The 26786-nt window shown below is 68.0% G+C and carries 21 protein-coding genes and 3 pseudogenes; 11 read left to right on the top strand and 13 right to left on the bottom strand.

Translation table 11 applies throughout. From position 1 onward, the window contains the following. The first annotated feature begins 4 nt into the window (after positions 1 to 4). Complete coding sequence (locus GAA2_RS07095) at positions 5 to 763, top strand: hypothetical protein (RefSeq protein ID WP_096273577.1); 759 nt, start codon at positions 5 to 7, stop codon at positions 761 to 763. Positions 764 to 773: 10 nt separating this feature from the next. Here the strand turns inward: GAA2_RS07095 and GAA2_RS07090 are convergent, their stop codons facing one another. Next, entirely contained in the window at positions 774 to 1775 is a 1002-nt protein-coding gene (locus GAA2_RS07090; RefSeq protein WP_096273575.1) for an enoyl-CoA hydratase/isomerase family protein, read from the bottom strand. Between the two features lie 220 nt (positions 1776 to 1995). Here GAA2_RS07090 and GAA2_RS07085 point away from each other — a divergent pair, with 220 nt between their 5' ends. The 5 genes from GAA2_RS07085 (at position 1996) to GAA2_RS07065 (ending at position 7476) form a co-directional block, all read left to right on the top strand. Beyond that, a complete protein-coding gene (locus GAA2_RS07085) occupies positions 1996 to 3600 on the top strand; it encodes an ABC-F family ATP-binding cassette domain-containing protein (protein WP_096273573.1) in 1605 nt (534 codons plus the stop codon). Positions 3601 to 3724: 124 nt separating this feature from the next. Beyond that, positions 3725 to 4867: an MBL fold metallo-hydrolase gene (locus tag GAA2_RS07080; protein ID WP_096273571.1), complete on the top strand. Its 1143-nt coding sequence runs from the start codon at positions 3725 to 3727 to the stop codon at positions 4865 to 4867. Beyond that, complete coding sequence (locus tag GAA2_RS07075) at positions 4864 to 5625, top strand: crotonase/enoyl-CoA hydratase family protein (RefSeq protein WP_006437051.1); 762 nt, start codon at positions 4864 to 4866, stop codon at positions 5623 to 5625. The genes GAA2_RS07080 and GAA2_RS07075 overlap by 4 nt, the downstream gene beginning before the upstream one ends. A gap of 57 nt (positions 5626 to 5682) precedes the next feature. Continuing rightward, a complete protein-coding gene (locus tag GAA2_RS07070) occupies positions 5683 to 6585 on the top strand; it encodes a LysR family transcriptional regulator (RefSeq protein ID WP_040004820.1) in 903 nt (300 codons plus the stop codon). Positions 6586 to 6591: 6 nt separating this feature from the next. After that, positions 6592 to 7476, top strand: coding sequence for a LysR family transcriptional regulator (locus GAA2_RS07065; RefSeq protein WP_006437053.1), 885 nt, complete (start codon positions 6592 to 6594; stop codon positions 7474 to 7476). A 215-nt stretch (positions 7477 to 7691) separates the two neighbouring features. Here GAA2_RS07065 and GAA2_RS07060 read toward each other — a convergent pair whose 3' ends face one another. Beyond that, the gene (locus GAA2_RS07060) at positions 7692 to 8915 is read right to left on the bottom strand and encodes an acetyl-CoA C-acetyltransferase (RefSeq protein WP_096273569.1); all 1224 of its coding nucleotides are present in this window, start codon (positions 8913 to 8915) and stop codon (positions 7692 to 7694) included. Between the two features lie 51 nt (positions 8916 to 8966). Then, positions 8967 to 9725: a 3-oxoacyl-ACP reductase FabG gene (gene fabG / locus GAA2_RS07055; protein WP_006437055.1), complete on the bottom strand. Its 759-nt coding sequence runs from the start codon at positions 9723 to 9725 to the stop codon at positions 8967 to 8969. 176 nt (positions 9726 to 9901) lie between these two features. Between fabG and GAA2_RS07050 the strand changes: the two genes are divergently transcribed. Further along, complete coding sequence (locus GAA2_RS07050; RefSeq protein ID WP_096273566.1) at positions 9902 to 11101, top strand: acyl-CoA dehydrogenase family protein; 1200 nt, start codon at positions 9902 to 9904, stop codon at positions 11099 to 11101. 60 nt (positions 11102 to 11161) lie between these two features. Here the strand turns inward: GAA2_RS07050 and GAA2_RS07045 are convergent, their stop codons facing one another. From GAA2_RS07045 to GAA2_RS07020, 6 genes and pseudogenes are all read right to left on the bottom strand, one after another. Continuing rightward, on the bottom strand, positions 11162 to 12808 hold the full coding sequence (locus tag GAA2_RS07045) for a class I adenylate-forming enzyme family protein (protein WP_096273564.1): 1647 nt from the start codon (positions 12806 to 12808) through the stop codon (positions 11162 to 11164). Then, positions 12805 to 13569, bottom strand: a complete 765-nt coding sequence (locus GAA2_RS07040; protein WP_096273562.1) for an SDR family NAD(P)-dependent oxidoreductase — start codon at positions 13567 to 13569, stop codon at positions 12805 to 12807. Before GAA2_RS07040 ends, GAA2_RS07045 begins: the two co-directional genes overlap by 4 nt. Before the next feature lie 48 nt (positions 13570 to 13617). Further along, on the bottom strand, positions 13618 to 14751 hold the full coding sequence (locus GAA2_RS07035) for a thiolase family protein (RefSeq protein ID WP_096273560.1): 1134 nt from the start codon (positions 14749 to 14751) through the stop codon (positions 13618 to 13620). A gap of 170 nt (positions 14752 to 14921) precedes the next feature. Beyond that, positions 14922 to 15449 (bottom strand): annotated as a pseudogene (locus tag GAA2_RS07030) (MFS transporter); the annotation flags it as partial. A 6-nt stretch (positions 15450 to 15455) separates the two neighbouring features. Beyond that, positions 15456 to 16425, bottom strand: a pseudogene (locus GAA2_RS07025) (IS481 family transposase); the annotation flags it as partial. Between the two features lie 114 nt (positions 16426 to 16539). Then, positions 16540 to 17166: pseudogene (locus tag GAA2_RS07020) on the bottom strand (MFS transporter); the annotation flags it as partial. Between the two features lie 462 nt (positions 17167 to 17628). Here GAA2_RS07020 and GAA2_RS07015 point away from each other — a divergent pair. Both GAA2_RS07015 and GAA2_RS07010 read left to right on the top strand, forming a co-directional pair. After that, a complete protein-coding gene (locus GAA2_RS07015) occupies positions 17629 to 18825 on the top strand; it encodes an acyl-CoA dehydrogenase family protein (RefSeq protein WP_024497857.1) in 1197 nt (398 codons plus the stop codon). A 36-nt stretch (positions 18826 to 18861) separates the two neighbouring features. Beyond that, complete coding sequence (locus GAA2_RS07010) at positions 18862 to 20019, top strand: acyl-CoA dehydrogenase family protein (protein ID WP_024497858.1); 1158 nt, start codon at positions 18862 to 18864, stop codon at positions 20017 to 20019. 45 nt (positions 20020 to 20064) lie between these two features. Here the strand turns inward: GAA2_RS07010 and GAA2_RS07005 are convergent, their stop codons facing one another. After that, positions 20065 to 20949, bottom strand: a complete 885-nt coding sequence (locus tag GAA2_RS07005) for a type IV toxin-antitoxin system AbiEi family antitoxin domain-containing protein (protein ID WP_024497859.1) — start codon at positions 20947 to 20949, stop codon at positions 20065 to 20067. A gap of 165 nt (positions 20950 to 21114) precedes the next feature. Here GAA2_RS07005 and GAA2_RS07000 point away from each other — a divergent pair, with 165 nt between their 5' ends. Further along, positions 21115 to 22011: an SGNH/GDSL hydrolase family protein gene (locus GAA2_RS07000; protein WP_081712387.1), complete on the top strand. Its 897-nt coding sequence runs from the start codon at positions 21115 to 21117 to the stop codon at positions 22009 to 22011. A gap of 32 nt (positions 22012 to 22043) precedes the next feature. Beyond that, entirely contained in the window at positions 22044 to 23873 is a 1830-nt protein-coding gene (locus GAA2_RS06995; RefSeq protein WP_159405152.1) for an ABC-F family ATP-binding cassette domain-containing protein, read from the top strand. Position 23874: 1 nt separating this feature from the next. Here GAA2_RS06995 and GAA2_RS06990 read toward each other — a convergent pair whose 3' ends face one another. Genes GAA2_RS06990 through GAA2_RS06980 form a run of 3 tightly spaced genes read right to left on the bottom strand, consistent with a single transcriptional unit; the run spans position 23875 to position 26730 of the window. Next, positions 23875 to 25020: an alpha/beta fold hydrolase gene (locus GAA2_RS06990; RefSeq protein WP_024497862.1), complete on the bottom strand. Its 1146-nt coding sequence runs from the start codon at positions 25018 to 25020 to the stop codon at positions 23875 to 23877. Between the two features lie 54 nt (positions 25021 to 25074). Then, a complete protein-coding gene (locus tag GAA2_RS06985; RefSeq protein WP_159405153.1) occupies positions 25075 to 26025 on the bottom strand; it encodes a 4-(cytidine 5'-diphospho)-2-C-methyl-D-erythritol kinase in 951 nt (316 codons plus the stop codon). Between the two features lie 36 nt (positions 26026 to 26061). Then, positions 26062 to 26730, bottom strand: coding sequence for an HAD family hydrolase (locus GAA2_RS06980; protein ID WP_159405154.1), 669 nt, complete (start codon positions 26728 to 26730; stop codon positions 26062 to 26064). Between the last annotated feature and the right edge of the window lie 56 nt (positions 26731 to 26786).

Raw genomic sequence — 26786 nt, 5'->3', positions numbered from 1 at the left:
CCCGATGAGGCGTCACCTCGTACGCACCCGTGGTGTCGGGGCGCTGATCGTGGTGTCCGCGACGGCGCTCCTGATCTCGGGCTGCGCCGGCGGTCAGCCGCCGGCCGCGACGTCGACGAGCGTCGCACCCACCCCGACCGCACGGCCGATCGATCCCGCGAAATGCGCCGAGAAACCGCTACAGGGCAATGTCGACCGCGGCGGCCACGGCCTCGACTTCCGTTCCGGCGACATCCGGATCGCGATCACCGAACAGGCAGCCACGACGGCCGGTCTCCCGGCAGCCGGCAACCGCGAGACCTCCGAGGAAGCGACCACCTGCTACGAGTTCGCGCGGTGGGGTCCGGCGCGGCCCGATGTCCCGCCGGATTCGCTGTTGTTCGTGTTCAAGGGAACCGGGACCGACGGCGCCCAGATCGAGTTCCCCGTCAGCGAATTGACCGGTGGCACCGTCCCGCCCGCCGGTGGCGGACCACGCCCCACCGCCGGCCCCCTGACCACACCGATCAATGCCCAGATCGGGGTCTCGGTCGACGGTGTCTACCACCAGTCCTCGGCGTGCCGGCTCAGCATCAGCGGGATGTCGGGCAAACTCGCCGCGGGTTCGTTCACGTGCCCGGAGGCCGCCCGCGTCGACGCCAATCCGTTCGCGCCCGACGACGACGTCGCCTACGACACCGACGAGTCGTCGACGAGCCGGAGACCCGACGCCGGCACCCCGTCGACAGTCGTCCTGTCCGGACGGTTCCAGGTCACTCCGTAGGGGTTTCGGCTCACGCACCCACGATCCGCGCGACCACCGCCGGGTCGACGTCGTCGATGGCGGCGGGGTCGAAAGACGGGTTGCGGTCCTTGTCCACCAGCACCGCGCGCACTCCCTCGCGGAAGTCGTTGGTCGCCGTGATCTGTTGCGCCGCATGCAGTTCCCGATCGAAGCACTCGTCGATCCCCGACTGCGCGCCGACGTTGATCATCGCGGCCGTCACCCACAGGCTGGTGGGTGAGGCCTTCTCCAGCAGGCCGATCATCTCCGCGGCCCAGTCGTCGCCGATCGCACCGCGCAGGCCGCCGACGATCGCGCTGACGTTGTCGTCGGCGAAGTACTCCCCGATCTTGCGCAGCGGGACGTCGCTGGTCTCGGTGGTCCCCGACGACGCCAGCGCATCGGCAAGGGGATCGCCGGAACGGATCGATTCGGCGACTCCGGCCAGATCGGCCGACGCGACGAAATGCGTTGCCAGGCCGACGGCCACCGCGTCGATCCCGCGGATACGGGCCCCGGTGAGGCCCAGCCACATGCCGACACCCTCGGGCAACCGCGGGAGGAAGTAGGTGGAGCCGATGTCGGGGAAGAATCCGATCGCGGTCTCGGGCATCGCGATCATCGCCTTCTCGGTCACCACCCGGATCTCGCCGTGGACGCTGATGCCGAGGCCGCCGCCCATGGCCGCGCCGTCGATCAGGCTGACATAGGGCTTGGGGTAGTCGGCGACCATCTGGTCGAGGCGGTACTCGCTGTTGAAGTAGCGCGTGATCGCCGTGGTGTCCCCGTCGAGCGAATAATCGCGTATCGCACGGATGTCACCGCCCGCGCAGAACGCGCGGTCGCCGGCCGAGGTGACGAGCACCGTCTCGATCGAGTCGTCGTCACCCCACTCGCCGAGCGTGGCGTACATGTCGTCGATCATGGTCTGGTCCAGCGCGTTCAGGGCTTTCGGCCGGTCGAGGACGATCTCACCGACGCCGTTGGACACCGAGGTGCGAATGAAGGACATGCCCTCAACCGTAGCGGTGCCGGAGGTCCGGGTTCATCGCACCGGAATGAGACCGGGGAAAAACGCGTTGGCAGACCCGAGGACATCTACTACGGTGAACTCCGCAGTTGCCGGCGACACGAGGAGTGATCCCACCCGATGAAGAACTGAAGTGGCCCCCGCCGACGCGCGATGTCGATGAGACACCCGTCGGTGAATCCGAACCACTTCAGGAGTTCTCGTGTCCACTGCCCTGCCCTCTTCTGCGCAGTCCCCGTCTTCTCCGGGATCGTCGATCGTGTTGTCCGACGTCTCGTTCAGCTGGCCCGACGGCACCGTCGTCTTCGATCACCTCAACCTCACGCTGGGTGCGTCGACGTATTCGTTGATCGGCGCCAACGGTGCGGGTAAATCGACGTTGCTCGGCTTGATCGCGCAGCGCCTGCGCCCGGCATCGGGCAGTGTCAGCATCGCCGGCACCGGGCCCGCACCGGAGGTCGGGATCGTTCCGCAGGACCCGCAGTCGGACCCGGGATCGACCGTGTCCGCAGCGCTCGGGATCGACGGCATCCGCGACGCGATCCGTCGCATCGAGGGCGGGTCTGTCGACCCCGCCGACTTCGATGCCGTCGGCGACGACTGGGACGTCGACGAACGGGCGATCGGACTCCTCGAACAGATGCGTCTGCCCGCCGATCTCGATCGGCGGGTCGGCGCCCTGTCCGGTGGCGAGGCGACGCTGTTGTCGATCGTCGCCGCGCTCATGCGCCGACCGTCGGTACTGCTCCTCGACGAACCGACGAACAACCTCGACACCGGCTCGCGAACAAGGCTTTTCGATGCCATCGACACCTTCGCCGGCACGGTGGTCGTGGTGAGTCACGATCTCGAACTGCTCGAGCGCGTCGACGCGACACTCGAGTTGTACCGGGGGCGGGTCCGCGTGTTCGGTGGTCCGTACTCGCACCACCGCGACATCGTGGACGCCGAGCAGGAGGCCGCCGAGGCCGCGGTCGCCAACGCGGCCGGCGATCTGCGAAGACAGCGCCGTGAGCTGGTCGACGCCCGGATCAAGCTCGATCGCCGCGCCCGCACCGCGGCGACCGCCGAACGGGAGAAGCGGGTGCCGAAGATCATCGCGCACAAGCGCCGAAGCGAGGCCCAGGTGTCGGCCGGGAAGCTGCGCAACACCCATCGTGACGACGTCGCGGCGGCCGCTTCCCGTCTGGACGGGGCACGCGAGGAGATCCGGGACGAGCGCACCGCCGGGATCGTGGTGCCGGAGGTCGAACTGGCGCCACGCACCCAGGTCGTCACCGATGATCGGTTGCGGATCGATGGTCCGGAACGGATCGCGCTCGTGGGGCCCAACGGATGCGGGAAGTCGACGCTGATCGCGGACCTCATCGCACGCGAGGCCATCGCGGTGCCGTATGCGTATGTGCCGCAGCAGATCGTCTTCGACGACCCGTCGCTGTCGGTCGCCGGCCTGGTGTCCGCGCATCACCCGGACAACGGCACTCAGGAGGTGCGTTCGCATCTGGCGCGGTTCCTGTTCCGCGGCGCCCGCGCCGACCGTGCGCTCGAGGAGCTCTCCGGCGGTGAGCGGTTGCGCGTCGGCCTCGCCGACGCGCTGCTCGGGGACCCGATCCCGAGGCTGCTGATCCTCGACGAACCGACCAACAACCTTGACCTCGACACGGTCACCCAGCTGGTCGGCGCGCTCGAGAGGTGGAATGGCGCGCTGCTCGTCGTCTCGCACGATGCCGGGTTCCTGGAGCGGGTCGGGATCGATCGTCGCGTCGCGGTGGGTGGGTCATCGTCAGCGCAAACCTTCGATCCATAGGTAGTTCCTCACGGCGCCTGAGCCGCCCCCACTTTGAGCGTCACCGGCCTCTCGTGATCGGATGACTGTTACGCACCGCAACAGCCATCGGGTGCGCCGCGACGATGACAGCCCAGGAGGTCGGATGACCACGATCGAGGTGACCGGTCGGCTCCAGCAGCAGGCCTGGGCCGACAAGGTGCTCCCGCCGGTCGAAGAAGTGCGGCCGGGGCTGTGGTCGATCCCGGTGCCGATGGGTCCCAACCCGTTGCGGTACGTCCTGGTCTACGCCCTCGCGCTGCCCGACGGCGGTCTCGCGCTCATCGACGTGGGCTGGCCGTCGGACGAGTCGTGGCAGGCGCTCGTCGACGGCATCCGGGGCACCGGCCACGACGTCACCGACGTGCGCTCGGCGGCCATCACGCACTTCCATCCCGACCACTTCGGCCTCGTCCCGAGGCTGCTCGAGCACACCGACGCCGAGCTGCTGATGCACCGCGACGATGCCTGCCACCTGCGCTATCACTCCGACGACGAGGTCGAACGTCAGCTCGACGAGGCCCGGTGGGAGTTGCGCGTGCTGGGTGCCCCGGCCGACGTCGCCGGACTCGGACTCGTCGACTTCGTCCGGCTACCCGACGGCCGGACCGTCGACCGAGAGCTGACCGCGGACGCCCCCCTCGACATCCCCGGCTGGAACCTGCGCGCCATCTGGACGCCCGGTCACACCCCGGGCCACCTCTGTTTCGCCGACGACGACGCGGGAGTCATCTTCACCGGCGACCACCTGCTGCCGCGGATCAGCCCCAACGTCTCGACCAGCCCGATGCAGACCCAGAGCCCGCTCGCGGACTACCTCGTCTCCCTGGCGAACACCGAGCGGATGCGAGACCACGAGGCCCTGCCCTCCCACGAATACCGGTTCCGCGGTCTGGGTGCCCGGGTCACCGGGTTGCTGTCTCATCACGAGGAACGGCTCACCGAGATCACCGAGGCGGTCGCCGCGCGTCCCGAGTCCACCGCGTGGGAGATCACCCAGGCCGTCCGCTGGTCCCGGCCGTTCAGCGACCTCAACCTCACGATGAAACGCCTCGCGCTGCGCGAGACCGACGCTCACCTGCTGGTCCTGAGTGAGCGTGGAATCCTGTCATCGACGCCCGCCCCGACCGAGGCCGACCTCGCCGACGACGCGATCGAGCCCGTCCGGTGGTCGCTGGCGACGGTGTCCGAACACCACACGAGCAGTTCGCCTTCCGCAATTCACTACACAGAGGAGAATCCCCAATGAGCGCCGTGCTCACCGAGTTCGCCGACGGCGTCGCCGTCATCACGATCAACCGTCCCGAGGCGAAGAACGCCGTCAACCTCGAGGTGTCCGAGGGCATCGCCGCGGCCATCGACGAACTCGAGTCGCGCGACGACCTCACCATCGGCATCCTCACCGGCGCCGGCGGTACGTTCTGCGCGGGCATGGACCTCAAGGCGTTCACGCGCGGCGAGCAGGTCTCGCTGAAGGGCCGCGGATTCGGTGGCCTCACCGAGGCCCCGCCGAGCAAGCCGCTGATCGCCGCGGTCGAGGGCTGGGCCCTCGCCGGTGGTTGCGAGCTCGCGCTGTCCGCCGACCTCGTCGTCGCCGCCGAGAACTCCAAGTTCGGCATCCCGGAGGTCAAGCGCGGTCTCGCCGCAGCCGCCGGCGGCCTCCTGCGCCTGCCCAAGATCCTCCCGTACCAGGTCGCGATGGAGCTCGCCCTGACCGGTGACCCGCTCACCGCCGAGCGCGCCCACCATTTCGGACTGGTCAACAAGGTCACCAAGCCCGGCGAGGCCCTCGACGGTGCGCGCGAACTCGCCGCGAAGATCGCCGCCAACGGACCGCTTGCGGTGCGTGCAACCAAGCAGGTCACCTCGATGGCCATCAAGTACACCGACACCGACCTGATCAAGAAGCAGTGGGAGTACCTCACCCCGGTCTTCACGTCCGAGGACGCACAGGAGGGTGCCAAGGCGTTCGCCGAGAAGCGCGCACCCCAGTGGCGGGGCCGCTGATCATCACAGTGGAAGGGCCGCTGATCGCGGGAAAGGCCGATCACTAGAGTGACTGAGGTGGACCTGCACCTCGTGACCTACTTCGTCGCAGTCGTCGACCACGGTGGGATCACGAAGGCCGCCCAGTCGCTCTACATCTCGCAGCCCTCGTTGTCGCAGGCCATCCGGACGCTCGAGAAGCGTCTGGGTGTGACCCTTTTCGACCGGACCGGACGGCGCCTCGAACTCACCGAGGCCGGACGCAAGCTCGACGACGCGGCGAGGCGCATCCTCGCCGACGTCGAGCGTGCGAAGCAGAAGGTCGACGCGGTGCGCGAACTGCAGGCCGGGCGTGTCGACGTGGTGACGTATGCGGCATTCAGCATCGATCCCCTCGTCGACGTCGTCCGCCTGTTCCGGGAGCGCTTCCCGAGTCTCGCGGTGCGAGTCCTCGCCGCCGACGGTCCGGCGGGTGTGCTCTCCGCATTGCGATCCGGCGCTGCCGAGATCGGCGTCATCGACTCATCCGCCGAACACGCGACGTTCTCCGCCATCCCGATGACGGAGCAGGAACTGGTGGTGGCCGCACCCGACGCGCTGGCCGCAGGACTCCCGGACACCGTGTCGCGCAGTGCCATCCGCTCGGTGCCGCTGGTCATCGACCACAGCGACCAGCACACCGCGACCCTTTTCGCCGACCTCATCGACGACGCCGCGCGCAACGTCGTCGTCGACTGTCCGCTGCCGGCGGCGATCTGGAATCTCGTCGAACGCGGCACGGCCGCAACGGTTGTGCCGCGCATCGTCGCCGACAAACAGCTCGCCGGTGTCCGGCAGCTCGCGCTCGATCCGCCGCTGACACGGCCGTGGGGACTCGTCCTGCGCTCGGGACTCCTCTCGCCGGCGGCCCTCGCCTTCATCTCCGCGGCCCGGGCCCACTCCGGCCTGAGCCCGGAGCCGACCGAGACCCGGGACTGGTAGGCCACCATGGAATTACGCCAGGTCGAATACTTCCTCGCCGTGGTCGAGAACCAGGGCATCGGCGGTGCCGCCACCGCGCTGGGCGTCGCGCAGCCGACGGTCTCGCAGGCATTGCGCGCCCTCGAACGCGAACTCGGCGTGCAGCTGTTCCACCGCATCGGTCGTGGCATGGTCCCGTCGGCGGCCGGCCGCACGATGGTCGGTCCGGCGCGCCAGATCATCCGCGACGTCGACGCCGTGGGCGATCTCCTCGCGGCCGAGGAGGATGAACTCACCGGTCATCTCGACCTGCTCGCCTCACCGGCGACGGCGGTCGGTCCGGTCGTCGACCTCATCGCCCGCTTCCGCGCCGCCTATCCGCGAGTGTCGGTGCGGCTCGGCGAATTACGCGATGAGACGCGGGCGGCGTCGTCCATCGAGGACGGTCACTGCGAATTCGCCGTCGCCCACCTGCCCATCGCCGGCGACGCGCTCGAGGTCATCGTTCTCGGTGAGCAGGAGTACGTCCTCGTCTATCCCGAGGACGCCGTGGTTCCCGACGGACCGATCCCACTGGGAAATCTCCCCGCGGTGCCGATGGTGTTCGTCCCGCGCGGGCACTCGGTGGCCGACGAACTCGAGGAGGCCATCCGCGTCGGCGGGGTCCGGCCACCACTCGCCGTGCTCTCCGAGCATCGGGAGGAACGACTCCCGATGGTGCTGGCCGGTATCGGCGGCACCCTGCTGGAACGTTCGATGGCCGAGACGGCCGCGGACCGCGTCGTCATCCGGGAGACCGAACCGCGTTTCGTCCGGCCGTTCGCGATCGCCTTCGACCCCGCGTCCCTGTCGCCCGTGGGTCAGGCCTTCGTCGAACTCGTTCGCGCGCAGGTCGATCCGCCGGCCGAGTAGCGCCGAGACCAACTCACCAGGCCCTTCGAGGCTCGTCGCTATCGCTCCTCACACCTCAGGAAGCAGTGGCGTGCCGTGCCCGTTCCTTCGGATCAGGGAGCGCGGCGCCCCACCCGCCGGCCGAGTAGCCTCAACCGCAACGCAGCGCGGCGCCCCCACCCGCCGGCCGAGTAGCGTCGACCGAGCGGAGCGAGGACGCCGCGTATCGAGGTCGCTCAGGAGACCCGCTCGAAGATCGCGGCCAGTCCCTGACCGCCGCCGATACACATCGTCTCGAGACCGTAGCGGGCCTCCCGGCGCTGCAGTTCACGGGCCAGCGAGGCCAGCATGCGGCCACCGGTCGCGCCGACCGGGTGGCCCAGCGAGATGCCCGAACCGTGCACGTTGGTGCGGTCGAAGTCGCCTCCGGAACCGAAACGGCCGAAACCCCATTCACGGGTCACGGCGAGCGCCTGGGCGGCGAAGGCCTCGTTGAGTTCGATGAGGTCGATGTCGGCCAGGGTCAGACCGGTCTTGGCCAGTGCCTTCTCGGTGGCCGCCACCGGTCCGATGCCCATGGTGCGCGGCGGCACACCCGCGAGACCCCATGAGACGAGCTTGACGAGCGGACGCAGGCCGAGCTTCTCGGCGACCTCGCTGGTCGTCACGATCGCCATCGACGCCGCGTCGTTCTGGCCGCTGGCGTTGCCCGCGGTCACGGTGGCCTCGGGGTCGGACTTGCCCATGATCGGCTTCAGCTTGGCCAGGGACTCGACGGAGACGTCGGGGCGCGGATGCTCGTCGGTGTCGATGATCTGATCGCCGGCACGGCCCGGGACGGTGACCGGGATGATCTCCTCGGCCAGCACACCGTCCTTCTGTGCACGCACTGCGCGCGTGTGGGATTCGACCGCGAGCTCGTCTTGCTCGGCGCGCGAGATCTCGTACTCCTTGCGGAGATTCTCGGCGGTCTCGATCATCCCGCCGGGCACCGGGTAGTGCTTACCACCCGCGGTCGAGCGAGCGCGGACGAGGCTGTCGTGCATGGCGATTCCGGTACGCGCGCCGCCCCAGCGCATGTCGACGGAGTAGAACGAGGCGTTGCTCATCGACTCGGTGCCACCGGCGACGACGAGGTCGTTGTCGCCCGAGGACACCTGGTAGGCGGCCTGGATGACGGCCTGCAGGCCCGAGCCACATCGGCGATCGATGTGCATGCCGCCCACCGTGATCGGGAGCCCGGCGTCGAGGGCGACGACGCGGCCGATGGCCGGGGCCTCGCTGTTGCCGTTGCAGTGCCCGAGGATCACGTCCTCGACCTTCTCCGCGTCCAGGCCGGTGCGCTCGAGCAGACCCTTGAGCGCGGTCACGCCCAGGTCGACCGCCGTGAGGCTCTTGAACATCCCGCCGTACCGGCCGATCGGGGTACGTACCGGCTCACAGATGACGACGTCTCGCATGGTTGACCTTTCGCAGAATCTCGGGTGGAAGAGTTTGGGTGAGAACAGCTCTCACATGAAGCGGCCGCCGGTCACCTCGAGCACGGTGCCGGTCATGTACGACGACATGTCCGAGGCGAGGAACAGGGCGACGCTCGCGACCTCGCCGACCTCACCGGCACGGTGCATGGGGATCTCCGACATCTTCTGATCCCAGGCCTTCTGCGGCATCGCCTCGGTCATCGCCGAGCGGATCAGGCCGGGCTGGATCGCGTTGACCCGCACGCCGTGGTGCGCCATCTCCTTGGCGGCGGCCTTCGTCATGCCGACGATGCCGGCCTTCGCGGCGGAGTAGTTGGTCTGGCCGACCATGCCGACCTTGCCCGACAGCGAGGAGATGTTCACGATCGCACCGCGCTTGGCCTCGCGCATGATCGCGGCTGCCTTGCGGGTGCCGTTCCAGGTGCCCTTGAGGTGCACCGAGATCACCAGGTCGAAGTCCTCTTCGGTCATGGTGCGCATCGTGGCGTCGCGGGTGATTCCGGCGTTGTTGACCAGGACGTCGAGCGAACCGAAGCCGTCGACCGCCTCGGCGAGCAGAGCGTCGACCTCGTCGCCGTTCACCACGTTGCACTTCACCGCACGGGCGACGTCGCGACCACCGAGCTTCTCGGCGGCCGCCTGGGCGGCGTCGAGGTTGAGGTCACCCAGGACCACCTTGGCGCCCGCGTCCACGAAGGACCGGGCGATCTCGAAGCCGATGCCCTGGGCACCGCCGGTCACGACGGCGGTGCGCCCCTCGAGCAGCGGCTGGGCGGTGGTGGATGACATCTTCGGTCCTTCCCATGGGGTTCTGGTGCAAACGCCGACGGCGTGAGGCGCCGGGTTATGGCAGTAATCTAACCCGCATTTCCGGCGCCGAACGCCTCCGTTTCATACGCAACGGCTATCGGAGCGATCCCGCTTTCGTATTGGACCCCTCACCGTGGACGCGCAAGAGTGGCAGCATGACCGGAGTGATGCAACCAGCAACCGCGACCTCCCAGGTGAGCGCGGAAGACTTCGCCGACATCCTGGCGGCGACCCGAGAGTTCGTTCGGGAGGTCGTCGTACCGCGCGAGCAGGAGATCCTGGACACCGACGCGATTCCCGAGGACATCCGCCAAACCGCCAAGGACATGGGTCTTTTCGGATACGCGATCCCCCAGGAGTGGGGCGGACTCGGACTCGACCTGACCCAGGACGTCGAACTGGCGATGGAACTCGGTTACACCTCCCTCGCGCTGCGGTCGATGTTCGGCACCAACAACGGCATCGCCGGTCAGGTGCTGGTGAACTTCGGCACCGACGAACAGAAGGCTGCCTGGCTGGAGAAGATCGCCTCCGGTGAGGTCGTCGCGTCGTTCGCGCTGACCGAACCGGGCGCCGGGTCGGATCCCGCCGGCCTGCGCACCAAAGCCGTCCGCGACGGCGACGACTGGGTCATCAGCGGCGAGAAGCGCTTCGTCACCAATGCTCCGCTGGCCGACCTGTTCGTGGTGTTCGCGCGCACCCGCCCGGCCGACGAGAACGGCACCGGCATCGCGGTGTTCCTCGTCCCGGCCGACTCCGCCGGTCTGACCGTCGGTGCGAAGGACCGCAAGATGGGTCAGGAGGGCGCCTGGACCGCCGATGTGCACTTCGACGGCGTTCGCGTCCCGAACTCGGCCCTCGTCGGCGGCAGCGAGGACGTCGGTTACAAGGCCGCGATGATGTCCCTCGCCCGCGGTCGCGTGCACATCGCCGCACTGTCGGTCGGTACCGCTCAGCGCGCACTCGACGAGTCGATCGCCTGGGCGGCCACCTCCACCCAGGGTGGTGAACCGATCGGTGAGTTCCAATTGGTGCAGGCCATGCTCGCCGATCAGCAGACGGGCGTGATGGCCGGGCGGGCCCTGGTCCGCGACGCCGCCCGTGCCTGGGTCGACAACACCGACCGTCGTCTCGCGCCCTCGGCTGCGAAGCTCTACTGCACCGAGATGGTGGGCAAGGTCGCCGACCTCGCCGTCCAGATCCACGGCGGCAGCGGCTACATGCGCGACGTCCCGGTGGAACGCATCTACCGCGAGGTCCGTCTGCTCCGACTGTACGAGGGCACCAGCGAGATCCAGCGCCTCATCATCGGCCGCAACCTCTACAAGCAGGGCGCCAAGAACGCCCAGCGCTGAGCTCACGACGACAAGGGCCCGTCCTCACCTCGGTGGGGACGGGCCCTTCTTCGGAGCAGGTCAGGAGTGTGTCAGACGCTCCCGCAGGGCGACCTTCTGGATCTTGCCGGCAGCCGAGGTCGGCAACTCGTCGACGACGAAGACGTCGCGGATCTTCTTGTAGGGCAACACCTGTTCGGCGACGAACGCGGCGACCGCGTCCTCGTCGATGTCGTGACCGGCCTTGGGGACCAGGAACGCCACCGGCTCCTGGCCGACGGGCCCGGCCTCACGACCGACCACCGCGGCGGCCGCGACATCGGTGTGGGTCACCAGGATCTCCTCGAGCTCCCGCGGATACACGTTGTAGCCCTTGTAGATCAGCATGTCCTTGGCGCGGTCGCAGATGTAGATGTAGCCGTCGGCGTCGCGGTAGGCGATGTCGCCGGTGTCGAGCCACCCGTCGACGAACTGTTCCGCGGTCTGGTCGGGATGACCGAGATAACCGTCCGTGACCTGCGGCCCGCGGACCCAGAGCTGTCCCCGCTCCCCCGCCGGCAGGACGACGGCCGGGTCACCGGCGGCGCGGATCTCGACCTCGGTGTCGAAGGTCGGCAGTCCGACGCTGCCGAGCCGGTACTGGCCCTCGGCCGTGAGCGGTGCCGAGGACACCAGGCAGGTCGCCTCGGTGAGTCCGTAGCCTTCGACGATCGCCGCTGCGGGGAAAGCCTTCTCGAGTTCTCCGAGCGTCACGAGGTCGATCGGAGCGGCGCCCGACGAGACCACCCGCACCGACGTCAGGTCACGCGACTCGACGTCGGGGTGGACTGCCAGCGCATGCCACATCGCCGGGCTGCCGGTCACATACGACGCCCGGTACCGCTCGATCAGGGCGAGCATCCGTCCGGGTTCGAACCGTCCGGCGAACACATGGGTTGCGCCGCAGAGCAACAGGAACGACATGTTGATCAGCGCGTGCGCGTGGAACAGCGGCGACACGACGACGGTCGCGGCATCGCCCGGAACCACTCCACGGTCGGAACCCTCGCGCGGTGTCAACCGCAACAGACCGTCGTCGCCGACCTCGATCGCGTGCCCCGCACGCCAACCGATCATCTGCGTGACGTTGCCGAGGACGTTGCGGTGCAGCACCCGAACACCCTTCGAAACGCCCGTCGTCCCACCGGTGAACGCCACATGTGCGACGTCGCCGGAGGACACGGAGACGGCGGGGGCGTCCGAGTGCCCGGCGGTGAACTCCTCGAGCGAGATCGCCCGCACGCCAACCGAAGCCTCGACGGACCCGTCCACGACCACCACGGTGGTCAGCGATGAATCGACGGCCGCCGACAGCAGTCGACCGGACTGCTCGACCTGCGTGAAGGCCGCCACCGCGCCGGTCTCGACGATCTGCCGGTGCAGGCCGGGCACCGGCTGCAACGGGTTGACGAGCGTGACGGTGGCACCGGCTCGCAGCGAACCGTAGTAGGCGACAACGAATTCGATGCTGTTGGTGAGATAGATCAGCACCACGTCACGTTCGGCGACGCCCGCCGACCGAAGGGCCGACGCCACCGCCGCCGAACGCGCGTCGAGTTCGGCGTAGGTCAGCGTCGTGTCTCCGTCGACGACTGCCGCGCGGTCGCCGTACAGCGCTGCCATACTTGCCGGCAGCACCGCCATGCTCGTGTCCGGATAGGTGAGCGTCGTCGGCGACACGCCGCTCATCGCGGTGCCATGCGGATAGCACCGTCGAGCCGGATGGTCTCACCGTTGAGGTAGGCGTTCTCCAGGATGTTCGCCGCGAGCTGTCCGAACTCGTCGGGACGGCCGAGGCGCGACGGGTTGGGGATGCTGGCCGCGAGCGAGGCCCGCACGTCTTCGCGCAGGCGAGCGAGCAGCGGGGTGTCCATGGTGCCGGGCGCGATGGTGTTGACGCGGATCAGCTTGCTGGCCAGGTCGCGTGCGGCCACGAGGGTCATGCCGACGATGCCCGCCTTGGAGGCCGAGTAGTTGATCTGGCCGATCTGCCCCTCGAAGGCCGCGACGGAGGCCGTCATGATGATGGCGCCACGCTCGCCGTCGATGGGTTCGAGGCGCGCGATGCGCTCGGCACCCAGCGACAGTGCGTGGAACGACCCGACGAGGTTCAGCTTGATGACGAACTCGAAGTCCTCCGCCGACCCGGCCTTGCCGTCCTTGTCGAGGATCCGCATGCGACGGCCCGCGCCGGCGCAGTGCACGAGTCCGCGCAGGCCGCCGCGCTCGTCGGCGACATCGAGAGCGGCCGCGAACTGTTCGGCATCGGTGATGTCGGCGGCGGCGAAGTTCGCCGCCGAACCCAGGCCGTCGGCGACGGCCTGTCCGTCGGAGGTGGGCAGATCGATCAGGGTGACCAGGCCGCCGGCGTCGATGACGCGCTTGGCGGTGGCGAGCCCCAGGCCGGAGGCGCCACCGGTGATCGCGACGGAGAGTCCCTTGAGTTCCATTGTGCTGATGTGCCTTTCAGTGCTGTCTGGCTTCGGGTGGGGGCGGGATCAGAGGAGTTCCAGGATGGTGGTGTTGGCCATGCCGCCGGCCTCACACATCGACTGCAGGCCGTAGCGGATCCCGTTGTCGCGCATGTGGTGCACGAGGCGGGTCATCAGGATCGCGCCCGAACCGCCGAGGGGGTGGCCGACGGCGATCGCGCCGCCGAGCGGGTTGAGCCGTTCGATGTCGGCGCCGGTCTCGGCCTGCCAGGCCAGCGGCACGGGCGCGAAGGCCTCGTTGATCTCGAAGGCGCCGATGTCGTCGATCGACAGACCGGAACGCTTGAGCGCCTTGGCGGTCGACGGGATCGGGCCGGTCAGCATGACGACCGGGTCGTCGGCCGCGACCACCGCGGTGTGGATGCGCGCGATCGGGGTCAGGCCATGCGATTTCGCTGTTTCCGACGACATGATCAGGAGTGCACCCGAGCCGTCGGATATCTGCGAGGAGTTGCCGGCGTGGATGACGCCTTCCTCGGCAAACGCGGGCTTGAGCTTGCCGAGCGACTCCAGGGTGCCACCGCGGCGGATGCCCTCGTCACCTTCGAGCACCCCGGAGATGGGCGCCAGCTGACCGTCGAACGCACCGCGGTCGACGGCGGCGGCCGCGAGTTCGTGTGAGCGCAGGGAATATTCGTCGACGCGGGTGCGGTCGAATCCCCACTTCGCGGCGATCGTCTCCGCGCCGAGACCCTGGCTGAACTTGTCGATGCCGTAGCGGTCGAGGACGGTGGCGGGCTGGTGTTCGCCGTTGGGGGCCGAGCTGCCCATCGCGACCCGGCTCATCGACTCCACACCACCGGCGATGACGACATCCTGCTGGCCCGAGATGACCGCGGCGGCAGCCATGCTGACGGCCTGCTGGCTCGACCCGCAGGCGCGGGTGACAGTGGTGCCGGGTACGGACTCCGGCCACCCGGCCGCGAGGATCGCGGTGCGGGCGATGTTGCCGGCCTGCTCCGACGACTGGCTGACACAACCCCACACGACGTCGTCGACGATCGCGGGATCGACGCCGGTCCGCTCGACGAGAGCCTCGAGGACGTGGGCGGACAGGTCGGCCGGATGGATTCCGGACAGGGCTCCGCGGCGGCGTCCGATCGGGGCGCGGACGGCGTCGACGATCACTGCATCGCGCATGAGGTCTCCTAAAGATGTCGGGCAGTGGATGAGGGAGTTTCAGTTGTGGAACCGAGGACGTCCGTGAGCGGAAATCACCCGTCCTGTCGAGCCGACCACGAAGTGGTCTGGCGGACAAGTCGATTCCCGCTCACGGACGATGAGGTGCTGCCTATGAAAGAAGCGTCGCCTCAGGCGGTGAGCACCGCATGCGGACGCAGGCGTGTGCGGTCGCGCGCCGGGTTGGCGAAGATCAGGGCCAGCACGGCGCAGACCGATGCGACCAGTCCGAGGACCTGGAACGCGGTGGCGTAACCCTCGGCAGGCGTCGCCGCGGCGTCGACGATGGCGCCGGTGGCGTACGGCGCGACGAGGCCGCCGATGGCCATGATCGCCAGGAAGACACCGAGGGTGCCGGCGGTCTGACGGGGCGGGCAGATCTCTGCGATCGCGGCGTTGAGCAGCGGGAACACCATGGCGGCGAAGCCGTAGCCGACCGACAGGATCAGGACACACACCATCGGGGTGCTGATCGACGGCAGCAGGAACAGCAGGACACCGGAGATCAGGACGCCCACCGACGGGACGACGACGCGGAGCACCCGCGGCGACGCACCCTTGGTGATCATCCGGTCGCTGGTGATCGAGCTGAGGAGCATAAGTGCGAGACCGACGATCGACGGGAAGGCGAACATCGAACCGGACTGCAGCTGGCTGTAGCTGTTCTTCCCAGGGAGGTTGTGGACGGCGAGTCGCTCGATGGGTGATTTGCCGTCGATGGCTGTGTGGGGTCTGTGGTGATTGTAGTGATGAACCCAGTCCTGGTAGGTCTGGGCGCGGGCCTCGTCTGACAGGTAGGTCTGGGCGTAGGCCCATTCCTGGTTCAGCGTCCGGTTGAATCGTTCGACTTTGCCATTGGTTTGTGGTCGGTACGGACGGGTACGTTTGTGCGTGATCTCGGGACCCAGGGTTTGCTTGAAAAGGTGTGAGCGGTAGCAGGATCCGTTGTCGGTGAGTACCTGTTTGACGGTGACTCCGTGACTGTTGAAGTAGGCGTTCGCACGCGACCAGAATCCGGCGGCGGTCTCTTTACGTTCGTCGCCGAGGATCTCGGAGTAGGCCAGTCGGGTGTGGTCATCAGACGGCGTGATGAACGAAGGCGTAGCCACGACCGTTCTTCTTGTCGTTGCGGTTACCGATCGTGCGTCCGAGTTTGCGGTGTCCGCCGCCGTTGGGGATCCGGCCGAGTTTCTTGATATCGACGTGGATCATGTCGCCGGGCTCTGGATGCTCGTAACGGCGTGGTCGAGGCCGGCGGACGACCAAGCCCGTGTTGTGGTCGAGATGCCGTAGCAGCGGCATCTGATACCGGCGTAACACCGCTCCGACGGTGCTGCAGGGCAGTTGGAGGTGGTAGGCGATGCGGTGTGGTCCCCAGCGGCGGGTGAAGCGCAGGTTGATGATTCGCCGTTCGCAGCGTGTGGGGGTCCGATTGGGGCTGCGGTGGGGTCGGCTGGATCGATCAGCCATCGCCGCGGGCCCGCCGTCCCGATAGCGGTCGGCCCATTTCTTGGCTGTGGTGGGCGAGCACTGGAACCGTTCGGCGGCTCGGCGGATCGACCAGCCCTCATCGATGATCACCGAAGCGAGTTTCAGACGCCCCTTTGGGGTCAGTAAGGCATTAGCGTGGGACATGAGGACCTCTTGGTAGCGGCGTGTGTTGTGGTAACCACACCGATACCGGAGGTCCTCACCTATTCACTGGCGCCACACCGTCCACAACGTCCCTGGTCATTACATCTCGTCGACCTTCTTGGTCTTGCCGCCGGCGATGTAGGGGCCCGGGCGCCAGGTCGACAGCCACACGACGGCCCAGACCGCACCGGCGGCGGCGAGCACGAACAGCGCCCAGCGCCAGCCGAAGCTGACGGTGATGACCGTCAGGAGCGGGGCGATCGCGATCTTGGCGATCGATGCGGCACCGGCCAGCAGAGCGCCGGGCAGCGCCCGACGCGCCGGCGGATGCCATGCGTACGCGGCGGTGTGCAGCAGCGCCGACGTGGGTCCTTCGGACAGGCCCAGCAGGAGCCGGCTGATGAGCAGGACCGCGAAACCGGCCACCGCGATCAGCGGCAACATCGCCGCCGCCCAGCACAGGCCGAGGAGGACCAGCGACCAGCGCAACGTCATCCAGCGGTTGAGCAGGCCGGCGAAGAAGCCGCCGATGGTGAAGGTGAGGAAGAACAGGCTTCCGACGAGTCCGATCTGGGACGCGCTGAGACCCAGTTCTTCACGCAGCGGCTTGGCGATGATGCCCAGTACGGCCTTGTCGGCGTAGTTGATCACATACAGGCTGACCAGCAGGGATGTGAGTCCCCATGCGGTGAGCCGGGATTCGCCGAGCGGGCCGACGCCGCCGAATCGTCCTGGCGTCACCTCGAAATCGGTGGTGTCGGGCGCAGTGGGGGCTGCCGCGGGATCTTTGCCGGAGCCTGATCCGGAGGCGGTCGTGACGTCATGGGGGAAACCTCTTTCAGGCGAATGGTCTGAGAGTAGATGGACCGGGAATTCAGTGGGGCGGATCACATCTGCGTTCGATTGAAACTGTCGTCAATGTGAGGCACAACGTTCGCTCGGCGAACGGTCCGACTACAGCTGCCTATGTGTCGAGGGCCACAGCGCTGCGAACAGGCACCATTGGCTGGCCCTATCCGAGAGTTAGGCACGGAACAATCTGCCGCGGCCGTTCCATGACGACCATTGGCTCGCGCTATCGCACCCTTAGCGCATCGCGTCTACTTCCAGCGGTCACGGGACGGCATGCTTGGGTACGTTGCGTCTCACATCCGCCAGCCGGTGCGACCTGCACCGCTTACTCATGGGAGAGAACCCACCACCATGACCCGCCTCGCGCAGACCCTGGGCCTCACCGAGATCCAGACGGAGATCGTCGCCAACGTGCGCTCCTTCGTCGACAAACAGATCATCCCCAATGCGCAGGAGCTCGAGCATGCGGACGAATACCCGCAGGCCATCGTCGACGGCATGGGCGAGATGGGACTGTTCGGCCTGATGATCCCCGAGGAGTACGGCGGCCTCGGTGAATCGCTGCTGACGTACGCCCTCTGCGTCGAGGAGCTGGCACGTGGCTGGATGAGCGTCTCGGGCGTCATCAACACCCACTTCATCGTCGCCTACATGCTGCGTCAGCACGGCACCGACGAGCAGAAGCAGCGGTTCCTCCCGCGAATGGCCACCGGCGAGGTCCGGGGTGCGTTCTCCATGTCCGAACCCGAACTCGGCTCCGACGTCGCGGCGATCAAGACGACCGCCAAGCGCGACGGTGACGACAGCTACGTCATCAACGGACAGAAGATGTGGCTGACCAACGGCGGATCGTCGACTCTGGTTGCGGCACTTGTCCGTACCGAGGAGGGCGAGGAGAAGCCGCACAAGAACCTGACCACCTTCCTGGTCGAGAAGCCGGCCGGCTTCGGTGAGGTGGTCCCGGGCGTGACCATCCCGCGCAAGCTGGACAAGATGGGCTACAAGGGAATCGACACCACCGAGCTCGTCTTCGACGGCTACCGCGCACCGGCCACCGACATCCTGGGCGGGGTGCCGGGCAAGGGCTTCGCGCACATGATGGACGGCGTCGAGGTCGGTCGCGTCAACGTGTCCGCGCGTGCGTGCGGAATCGCCCAGCGCGCCTTCGAACTCGGCGTCAAGTACGCCCAGCAGCGTTCCACGTTCGGCAAGCCCATCGCCGAACATCAGGTTATCGCCTTCTCGCTGGCCGAGATGGCGACCAAGGTCGAGGCCGCGCACCTGATGATGGTCAACGCCGCCCGGCTGAAGGACTCCGGGGAACGCAACGACGTCGCCGCGGGTATGGCCAAATACCTGTGCAGCGAGTACTGCGCCGAGGTCACCCAGGCGTCCTTCCGCATCCACGGTGGCTACGGCTACTCCAAGGAGTTCGAGATCGAACGCCTGATGCGTGATGCGCCCTTCCTGCTCATCGGCGAGGGCACCAGCGAGATCCAGAAGCAGATCATCTCCAGGGGACTCCTGCGCGAGTACCGCGAGCAGTAACCAATCCTTCACTTCCCCAACACTTTAGGAATCACCATGCAGCGTCGCATCTTCACCGAGGACCACGAGGCCTTCCGCAAGACGATCCGGGACTTCATCGCCAAGGAAGTCGTACCCGTCTACCACGACTGGGAGAAGCAGGGCCATCCGCCGCGCGAGTTCTACAACCGGCTCGGCGATCTCGGCGTCCTGGGCATCGAGGCCCCCGAGGAGTTCGGCGGCGGTGGCGTCACCGACTTCACCTACTCCCTGGTGATCGCCGAGGAGACCTCCGCGGCGGGCGTCACCTTCGGCAGCTACTCGGTGCACTCGAACCTGATCCTCCCCTACCTGATGGAGTACGGGACGCAGGAGCAGAAGGAGCGTTGGATCCCCGGATTCTGTTCCGGCGAGATCATGTTCGCGATCGCGATGACCGAACCCGGCACCGGCTCGGACCTCGCGAACATCGCGACCACCGCGAAGCTGTCCGAGGACGGCTCGCATTACGTGCTCGACGGCGCCAAGACCTTCATCACCGGTGGCGCGCTCGCCGACCGCATCCTCGTCGTCGCCCGCACCACCCCCTTCGATCCCGAGAATCGTCGTGCGGGACTGTCGATCCTGGTGGTCGACACCAAGTCCGAGGGGTTCTCGGTCGGCCGCAAGATCGAGAAGATCGGACTGAAGGCCTCCGACACGGCCGAACTGTCCTTCGACTCGGTGAAGGTGCCGGTCGAGGACCTCCTCGGCGACGAGGGCGCGGGCTTCAAGTACCTGAGCCACAACCTCGCCCAGGAACGCCTCACCATCGCGATCGGGGCGTCGGCCACCGCCGCCGCGGCCGTACAGCACGCGATCGCCTACACGAAGGAACGCGACGTCTTCGGCAAACCGGTCGCGGCCTTCCAGAACACCAAGTTCGTGCTCGCCGAGTGCTCGGCCGAGGTCGAGGCGATCCGCGCGATCGTCGACCGCGCTCTCGAGCTGCACAACGCGGGCGAGCTGACCGTCCCGGACGCCGCCCGCGCCAAGCTGTTCGCCACCGAGACCGCCGGCAAGGTCATCGACAAGTGCCTGCAGCTGCACGGCGGTTACGGTTACGTCCTCGAGTACCCGATCGCCCGCCTGTACGCCGACACCCGCGTCTCGCGCATCTACGGCGGCACCAGCGAGGTCATGAAGACGATCATCGCCAAGGATCTGGGGCTCTAGGTTCCCGCTTCCGCAGAGTGCGGGATGCGTGCTGTTTTCCGGCACTCATCCCGCACTCTGCGTTCGGCGTAAGGTGTACTCGACCTGCGCTGCAACGTAACCCGGCCTTTCCAGCAGGTCTGCCCAGGTGAAGTTGAGGACCGTCCACCCAGCGGTGATCAGCGCGTTGCGCCGTGCCCGGTCCGAACGGAAGACCTCGGCGTCGCGGTGATAGGCCATGCCGTCGATCTCGACGGCCACCTTCTTCTCGGTGAAGGCGAAATCTATGACATAGCCCGCTGCAGGATGGTTGGCGATCCAGCCGGTGATTCCGTGCTGCTCGAACGCGTCGACCGCCAGCCGCTCCGCGGCAGACCGTGCACCCGACCCGACGAGCACCAGCATCTTCGCCATCTCGGCGGCGCCCTTGCGTTTACGACGACGCTGGAACGTCTCGACGAGCGCGTCGACGGTCACCTTCTCGCGTTGCACTGCGCGGTCGAGGACATCCATGTTCCCCTCGACGGCGCCTTCGAGGACCGACAGTGGGAGCGCCGTCACGCGCAAGCCCTTGTGGTCGACGACGTCAGCGGAGTCGAGTGTTCGGCGGATGACTTTTCTGCCTTTCACCGTCGCGCCCTTCCAACTCTTGGGACCGGTAACGGTGACAACGGCGGGCCGTTTGGTCGCGACACCGTGCCACCACGCTGCTGCAAGTCCGCTGAGTACCGCATCGCGAGACACCGATTGTGTCGCGATCCGAGTTCGCGTACGGCTGGTGACCGGGTGATCGGCCAGACGATAGATCCCGTGCGCCTCGCGCACCCATTCTCCGGACTTCACCCGACGCCCGACGGCACCGTTGCTGAGGCCGTGCTCGCGCGCCTCATCGATGGTGACCACGCCGTCGTGCGAGAGAGCGAGGGTGCGGAGCGCGGTCGAAATCACCATGCATTCTTGGACGCATCGACTCCCTTCTTGGTTCCGCCGTAACGCTGCTCCCGCCGAGTGCGACATCAGTGCCGAGAAGCAGCACCGAAAACGCACTCCGTGCACACGCGTGATCTGCTTGCCTTAATATTCGCTGAGCAAAGCAGCGGGGTCGGGACGTGGAAAGTGCGGGGATCTTTGGTGCGGGAGTATCGGCGCGGGGTGCGCGCCCTGGCAGCGGTCTTGATCACCGCGTTCGTGACAGCATTGGTGGCCGCGACGGCATCCCCCGCGCAGGCTGCGCCCGTGCGCTACACCGGCGGCCCGTACATCGCGATGGGTGATTCGCGGGCCTCGGGCGGATTCTTCACGCCGACACCCGAGTACTTCGACGGTTGTAAGCGGTCGGCGCTCAACTATCCGAAATACGTGGCGGCGATGACGCTGCCACGGCGTTTCGTCGACACGTCGTGCGCCGGGGCGCAGTCGGCGCACCTCTATCGCGCCGCACAGCACACCTCGCGCGGGGCGAAGGCGGTCCAGCTGAACCTGGTCCCCCGCGACGCCCAACTCATCACCGTCAGCATCGGCGGCAACGACATGCAGTGGGCCGCGATCCTCGCGCAGTGCGCGATCCGCCAGCCGCTCACGGATCGACGTTGCCGGCACAACCCGCGGCTCGAGAACGAGGTGCGGTGGCGCGTCCAGCTCATGGAGAACCGTGTCACCCCGGCGCTGCGGGCGATCCGCCAGAAGGCTCCCCGCGCGCAGATCATCGTCGTCGGTCTCGGCGGGTTCATCGGTAACAGCGGGTGCTGGCCGTTGATCCCGCTCAGCGACCCCGACGCTCGATGGATGCGTCAGGTGTTCTACCGCGCCAACGACGCTCTCCTGCGCGCGACGACCAAGGTCGGCGGTGCTTTCGTCGACGCCAATCGCGGGTCGCTCGGTCATGACCCGTGCAATCTGATCAATCCCTGGTACGAGAGCGCGTTGTCGAATCGGATCGCGCTTCCCTATCACGTCAACCAGGCGGGGGCGCTCGCGATCGCCATGATGATCAACGGCGCGATCCGCCGGTAACCCGCGCCGGGCCGGTCACTAACCTGGTCGGCGTGGCTCATCTTCTCGGCGCGGAAACCCTAGGCCTGGAATACCCGACGACCAAGGTCTTCGACTCGGTGTCCCTCGGCGTCAACGAGGGCGACCGTATCGGCATCGTCGGACGCAACGGCGACGGCAAGTCGAGCCTGCTCGCGATGCTCGCCGGTCGCAAACAACCCGATTCCGGACGCGTCACGGTGCGTGGCGGAGTGCGTGTGGGGGTCCTGGACCAGGTCGACCGGTTCGACGACGACGAAACCGTCGGTCATGCCGTCGTCGGGGACCGGCCCGAACACGAATGGGCCGGCGACCCGCGTGTCCGGGACGTCATCGGCGGACTGCTCGGCGACGTCGAGTGGACGGCCACCACGGGTTCGCTGTCCGGCGGTCAGCGCCGCCGGGTGTCGCTGGCCCGGCTCCTGGCCGGCGAGTACGACGTCCTCGCGCTCGACGAGCCGACCAACCACCTCGACGTCGAGGCCATCACCTGGCTCGCCGATCACCTCAAGCGCCGCTGGCCCGCCAATGCCGGCGGGCTGCTGGTCGTCACCCACGACCGCTGGTTCCTCGACGAGGTCTGCACCATGACCTGGGAGGTCCACGACCGGATCGTCGAACCGTTCGAGGGCGGGTACGCCGCCTACATCCTGCAGCGCGTCGAGCGTGACCGGCAGGCCGCGGCGATCGAAGCGCGCCGTCAGAACCTGGCCCGCAAGGAACTCGCCTGGCTGCGCCGCGGTGCGCCCGCCCGCACCTCCAAGCCGAAGTTCCGCATCGACGCGGCCAACGCCCTCATCGCCGACGTCCCGCCGGTCCGCGACACCGTCGCCCTGAAGTCGCTGGCCACCGCGCGCCTCGGCAAGGACGTCGTCGACCTGCTCGACGTGTCGGTCTCCTACGGCGACCGGAACGTCCTCGACGGCGTCGAATGGCGACTGGCGCCGGGCGAACGCACCGGCATCCTCGGCGTCAACGGTGCGGGCAAATCGACCCTGCTCGGGCTCATCGCCGGGACGGTCGCGGCGACCGGGGGAAGGGTCAAGCGCGGCAAGACCGTCAAGGTCGCCACCCTCACCCAGCGGCTCGACGACCTGAACCGCTACCTCGACGACCCGGTGCGCGTGGTCATCTCACAGCTGCAGACCACCTACACATTCGGTTCGGGATCGAAGGCGCAGGAACTCTCCCCGTCGCAGCTGCTCGAGCGTCTCGGTTTCGACAGCGCCCAGCTCTCCACCCCGGTGCGCGACCTGTCCGGTGGTCAGAAGCGTCGTCTGCAGCTGCTGCTCATCCTGCTCGACGCCCCCAACGTGCTCATCCTCGACGAGCCGACCAACGACCTCGACACCGACATGCTCGCCGCCCTCGAGGATCTTCTGGACTCCTGGCCCGGCACCCTCATCGTCGTCTCACACGACCGGTACTTCCTCGAGCGCGTCACCGACCAGCAGTTCGCCGTGATGAACGGCAAATTGCGCCATCTACCCGGTGGCGTCGACGAGTTCCTGAAACTCCGTGCGGCACAGCAGAAGGCATCGGCTTCCGCCACGGCGTCGAACTCCGGCGAGTCGTCTGCATCGGCGCACTCCGCGCCCACCTCCGCGCCCACCTCCGCGCTCAGCGGGGCCGAACTGCGGGCCGCGAACAAGGAGCTGGCGTCGCTGGAACGCCGGATCGACAAGCTGCACAGCAAGATCGACGAGGCACGCACCGCCCTCGCCGACCACGACCAGGCCGACTACCAGGGCCTGTCCGCCGAGACCGAACGCATCCGGGAGATGGAGTCCGAACTCGCCGAACTCGAGGAGCGCTGGATGGAGCTCGGCGAGGCCATCGAGTGACCTACCGCGCGAACGCCTCCCGGATGGCGGTCATGACGTCGGGTAGCGAGCCGTCGACGACGCTGCTGTGGTCGGCGCGCGCGTAGGTCTTCAGGTCGACGTCGGTGCCGTCGCGGCTCATCGCCGACCGCAGTGAACGGCTCAGTGGATACGGCAGCACCGGGTCGAGGAGTCCGTGCGCGATGGTCACCTTCGCCGGGTAGCCGGCGGTCGGAACCTCGGCGTAGGCCCGCAGGGCGTCGCGGAACTTCTGGTCCTTCGTGAACGACGATGCGACAAGCGATCCCGGCGACACCGACCGCAGCGCGTCGACGACATCACCGTTGCAGCGGGCGCGCGACCGGTCCAGGAACCGCTTGCCGCTGTCGGTGAGGAAGTCCCCGACCCCGAGTTCGGGCTGCGAATGGTCCAGACCTGCCAGGGTGTAGAGAAACGGGGCGCTCAGAACGTTGAGGGTGCCGAGTCCGGGTACGCGCGGTCCGAAGAGACCGAACAGGTTCTCCAACGACGACACCGGAGCGATCGCGACCGCCCCCTTGACCGGCAATTCCGGAGCGTACGACGGTGCGCGGTGCGCCGCATGCAGTGCCGCGTGTCCGCCCTGGGAATGCCCGACCGACACCCAGGAGCCACCGAGGGCGGCGTCGACCGACCGGGCCGCGCGGATCATGTCGATGACCGAGTACGCCGCGGCCGCGCCGCCGAGATAGTCGGTCTCCCCGGCGGATCCGAGTCCGGCGTAGTCGGTGGCCGTCACCGCGTAGCCGGCTTCCAGCGCGGCCCGCACGGGTGCTTCGACCCCGTCACCCAACCGGTGCTTCGTGGGTGCGCACTCGTCGGCGATACCGACGGTCCCATGCGCCCAGGACACCACCGGCCATCCGCCCGGCGGCGGTGTGCCGCGCGGGACCCAGTAGACGCCGCTCGCCATCGCCGGGCGTCCACGCTGGTCCCGCGTGGCATAGGTAAGCCGGGTACCGGCGGCCGCGGCCGACGGTAGCTGGTCGTCGGGAACGTCGCGGGTGGTGAACACGAATCCGTTGGCGGGGGCCGCGGCCGTCGACGGCGGCGTCGACGTGAGCGACCCGATGCCGACGAGCACGGCGACGGCGGATGTCAGCACGGCGGTCAGTGGTCTGCGGAGCACCCGCACAACTGTAATGACCTCCGAGAAAGACCAGGTCAGCGCAACGCGATGGTTTCAGTCGGTGCCCTGGATGCGGGTTCCCGGTGCGGGGCCGCTCGCGGTGCGGACCGCACGGGCGACACCGGCTCCCGACAGTTCGGCGGCCACGTTCACGGCGGACTGCTCGTCCGCGCACAGGAACGCACACGTCGGACCCGACCCCGACACGATCCCCTTGAGGGCTCCCGCATCCACCCCGGCCCGGAGGGTGCGGCGCAGCGTCGGCTGCAGGCTGAGGGCGGCGGGCTGGAGGTCGTTGTGCAGCAACGGCGCCACCGCGCGGGGGCTGCCCGACGCGAGCGCCTGCATGAGATCGTCGGGGCGACGCAGGAAGTCGCTGTCGTCATCGGTCTCGTCGGAACGACTCTCCCGCAGCCGGTCCAGTTCCCGGTACACCGCCGGCGTCGACAGGCCTTCTCGCGCAAGGGCGAGCACCCAGTGGAACTCGCCTCGGGAGAGCACCTGCATCAGCTGCTCACCGCGTCCGGTGCCCAGCGCGGTGTTGCCGTGGAGCGCGAACGGGACGTCGCTCCCGAGGTCGGCGGCGATCTCGGCGAGTTCGTCACGCGAGATGTCGAGCTTCCACAGATGCGCGAGCGCCACGAGCGCTCCGGCGGCGTCGGCGCTGCCGCCGGCCATGCCGCCGGCGACCGGGATCGTCTTCTCGATCTCGATGGCGACGTGTGCCGAACGGTCCGCCCACTCGGCCAGCGATTGCGCCGCGCGGGCCGCGAGATTGGAGGCATCGGCGGGCACCGAACCGGCACCCTCACCTCGGACGGCGACGGTCAGCTCGTGGGCGCGCGCGACCCGGACGTCATCGTGCAGCGAGAGCGCCTGGAAGACGGTGACCAGATCGTGGTACCCGTCAGCCCGGCGCGGGCCCACACCCAGGTGGAGGTTCACCTTCGACGGGGCACGCGCGGTGACGGAATCGGTTACCACCGACAGCGACGTTCGCGACACAGTGATTCAGACTAGTCGGCCGCTTCGCATATGCGCTCAGGGCCGCCACCCGCGGCGCGACAGTTCGCCCACGTGGTCGACGACGAGTACCGCCCCCGCGTCGCGTAACTCGGCTTCGGCGAAACCACCGGACCGGACCGCGACGCACTCGGCGGGAAGCCGATGCGCGGACGCGACGTCCCACACCGTGTCTCCGACGACGACCGCCCGGCCACCCCCCGCCTGCGTCAGGGCGACCTCCAGGATGTCGGGTGCCGGCTTCGAATCGTCCGCGTCGTCCGACGAGGTGACCGCGGCCAGGTCGTCGTGACCGAAACCCAGCACTTTCAGTGCGGCGTCGGTGAATTCGGCCTTGCCCGACGATGCGAGCGCCACCCGGTATCCCCCATCGAGCAGACCTCGGACGAAGTCGACGGCCCCGGGCAACGGCCGCAGGTCGGGCACCAGTTCGCGGTAGTGACCCTCCCAGTCGTCGCGGAGGGTATCGCCCAGCGACGCCTCGACCTCGTCGCCGCAGATCTCGCCGACGAGCCGGTCGCCGCCCATTCCGATGGCACGGTGGACCTTCCACCACTGCGGGGTGAGGTCGTGCGCGGTGAAGGCCCGCATCCAGGCGAGTGCGTGGAGATAGGTCGAGTCGATCAGGGTCCCGTCGACGTCGAGCAAAACGGTGTCGACTGAAGCTCCGGCGTCTGCGTCGGGCATCTGCACCTTCTTTCCTGGTCGGTTGACGCGTGGTGAGGCGGTCCGTTTACCCGAAC

The organism is Gordonia ajococcus, from assembly GCF_012974285.1.
In the GTDB taxonomy this organism is placed as follows: domain Bacteria; phylum Actinomycetota; class Actinomycetes; order Mycobacteriales; family Mycobacteriaceae; genus Gordonia; species Gordonia amicalis.
Note: the sequence above shows the minus strand (reverse complement) of the source record. Positions and strands in the feature narration are given on the sequence as shown.

Excerpts from the sequence above, each read along its gene's own strand:
- GAA2_RS07075 (WP_006437051.1), top strand. The coding sequence starts at position 4,864 with ATGAGCGCCGTGCTCACCGAGTTCGCCGACGGCGTCGCCGTCATCACG.
- GAA2_RS06980 (WP_159405154.1), bottom strand. The coding sequence starts at position 26,730 with ATGCCCGACGCAGACGCCGGAGCTTCAGTCGACACCGTTTTGCTCGAC.
- GAA2_RS07015 (WP_024497857.1), top strand. The coding sequence starts at position 17,629 with ATGACCCGCCTCGCGCAGACCCTGGGCCTCACCGAGATCCAGACGGAG.
- GAA2_RS07065 (WP_006437053.1), top strand. The coding sequence starts at position 6,592 with ATGGAATTACGCCAGGTCGAATACTTCCTCGCCGTGGTCGAGAACCAG.
- GAA2_RS07045 (WP_096273564.1), bottom strand. The coding sequence starts at position 12,808 with ATGAGCGGCGTGTCGCCGACGACGCTCACCTATCCGGACACGAGCATG.
- GAA2_RS07080 (WP_096273571.1), top strand. The coding sequence starts at position 3,725 with ATGACCACGATCGAGGTGACCGGTCGGCTCCAGCAGCAGGCCTGGGCC.
- GAA2_RS07050 (WP_096273566.1), top strand. The coding sequence starts at position 9,902 with ATGACCGGAGTGATGCAACCAGCAACCGCGACCTCCCAGGTGAGCGCG.
- GAA2_RS07090 (WP_096273575.1), bottom strand. The coding sequence starts at position 1,775 with ATGTCCTTCATTCGCACCTCGGTGTCCAACGGCGTCGGTGAGATCGTC.
- GAA2_RS07095 (WP_096273577.1), top strand. The coding sequence starts at position 5 with ATGAGGCGTCACCTCGTACGCACCCGTGGTGTCGGGGCGCTGATCGTG.
- GAA2_RS07035 (WP_096273560.1), bottom strand. The coding sequence starts at position 14,751 with ATGCGCGATGCAGTGATCGTCGACGCCGTCCGCGCCCCGATCGGACGC.
- GAA2_RS07005 (WP_024497859.1), bottom strand. The coding sequence starts at position 20,949 with ATGGTGATTTCGACCGCGCTCCGCACCCTCGCTCTCTCGCACGACGGC.
- GAA2_RS07040 (WP_096273562.1), bottom strand. The coding sequence starts at position 13,569 with ATGGAACTCAAGGGACTCTCCGTCGCGATCACCGGTGGCGCCTCCGGC.
- fabG (WP_006437055.1), bottom strand. The coding sequence starts at position 9,725 with ATGTCATCCACCACCGCCCAGCCGCTGCTCGAGGGGCGCACCGCCGTC.
- GAA2_RS07060 (WP_096273569.1), bottom strand. The coding sequence starts at position 8,915 with ATGCGAGACGTCGTCATCTGTGAGCCGGTACGTACCCCGATCGGCCGG.
- GAA2_RS07010 (WP_024497858.1), top strand. The coding sequence starts at position 18,862 with ATGCAGCGTCGCATCTTCACCGAGGACCACGAGGCCTTCCGCAAGACG.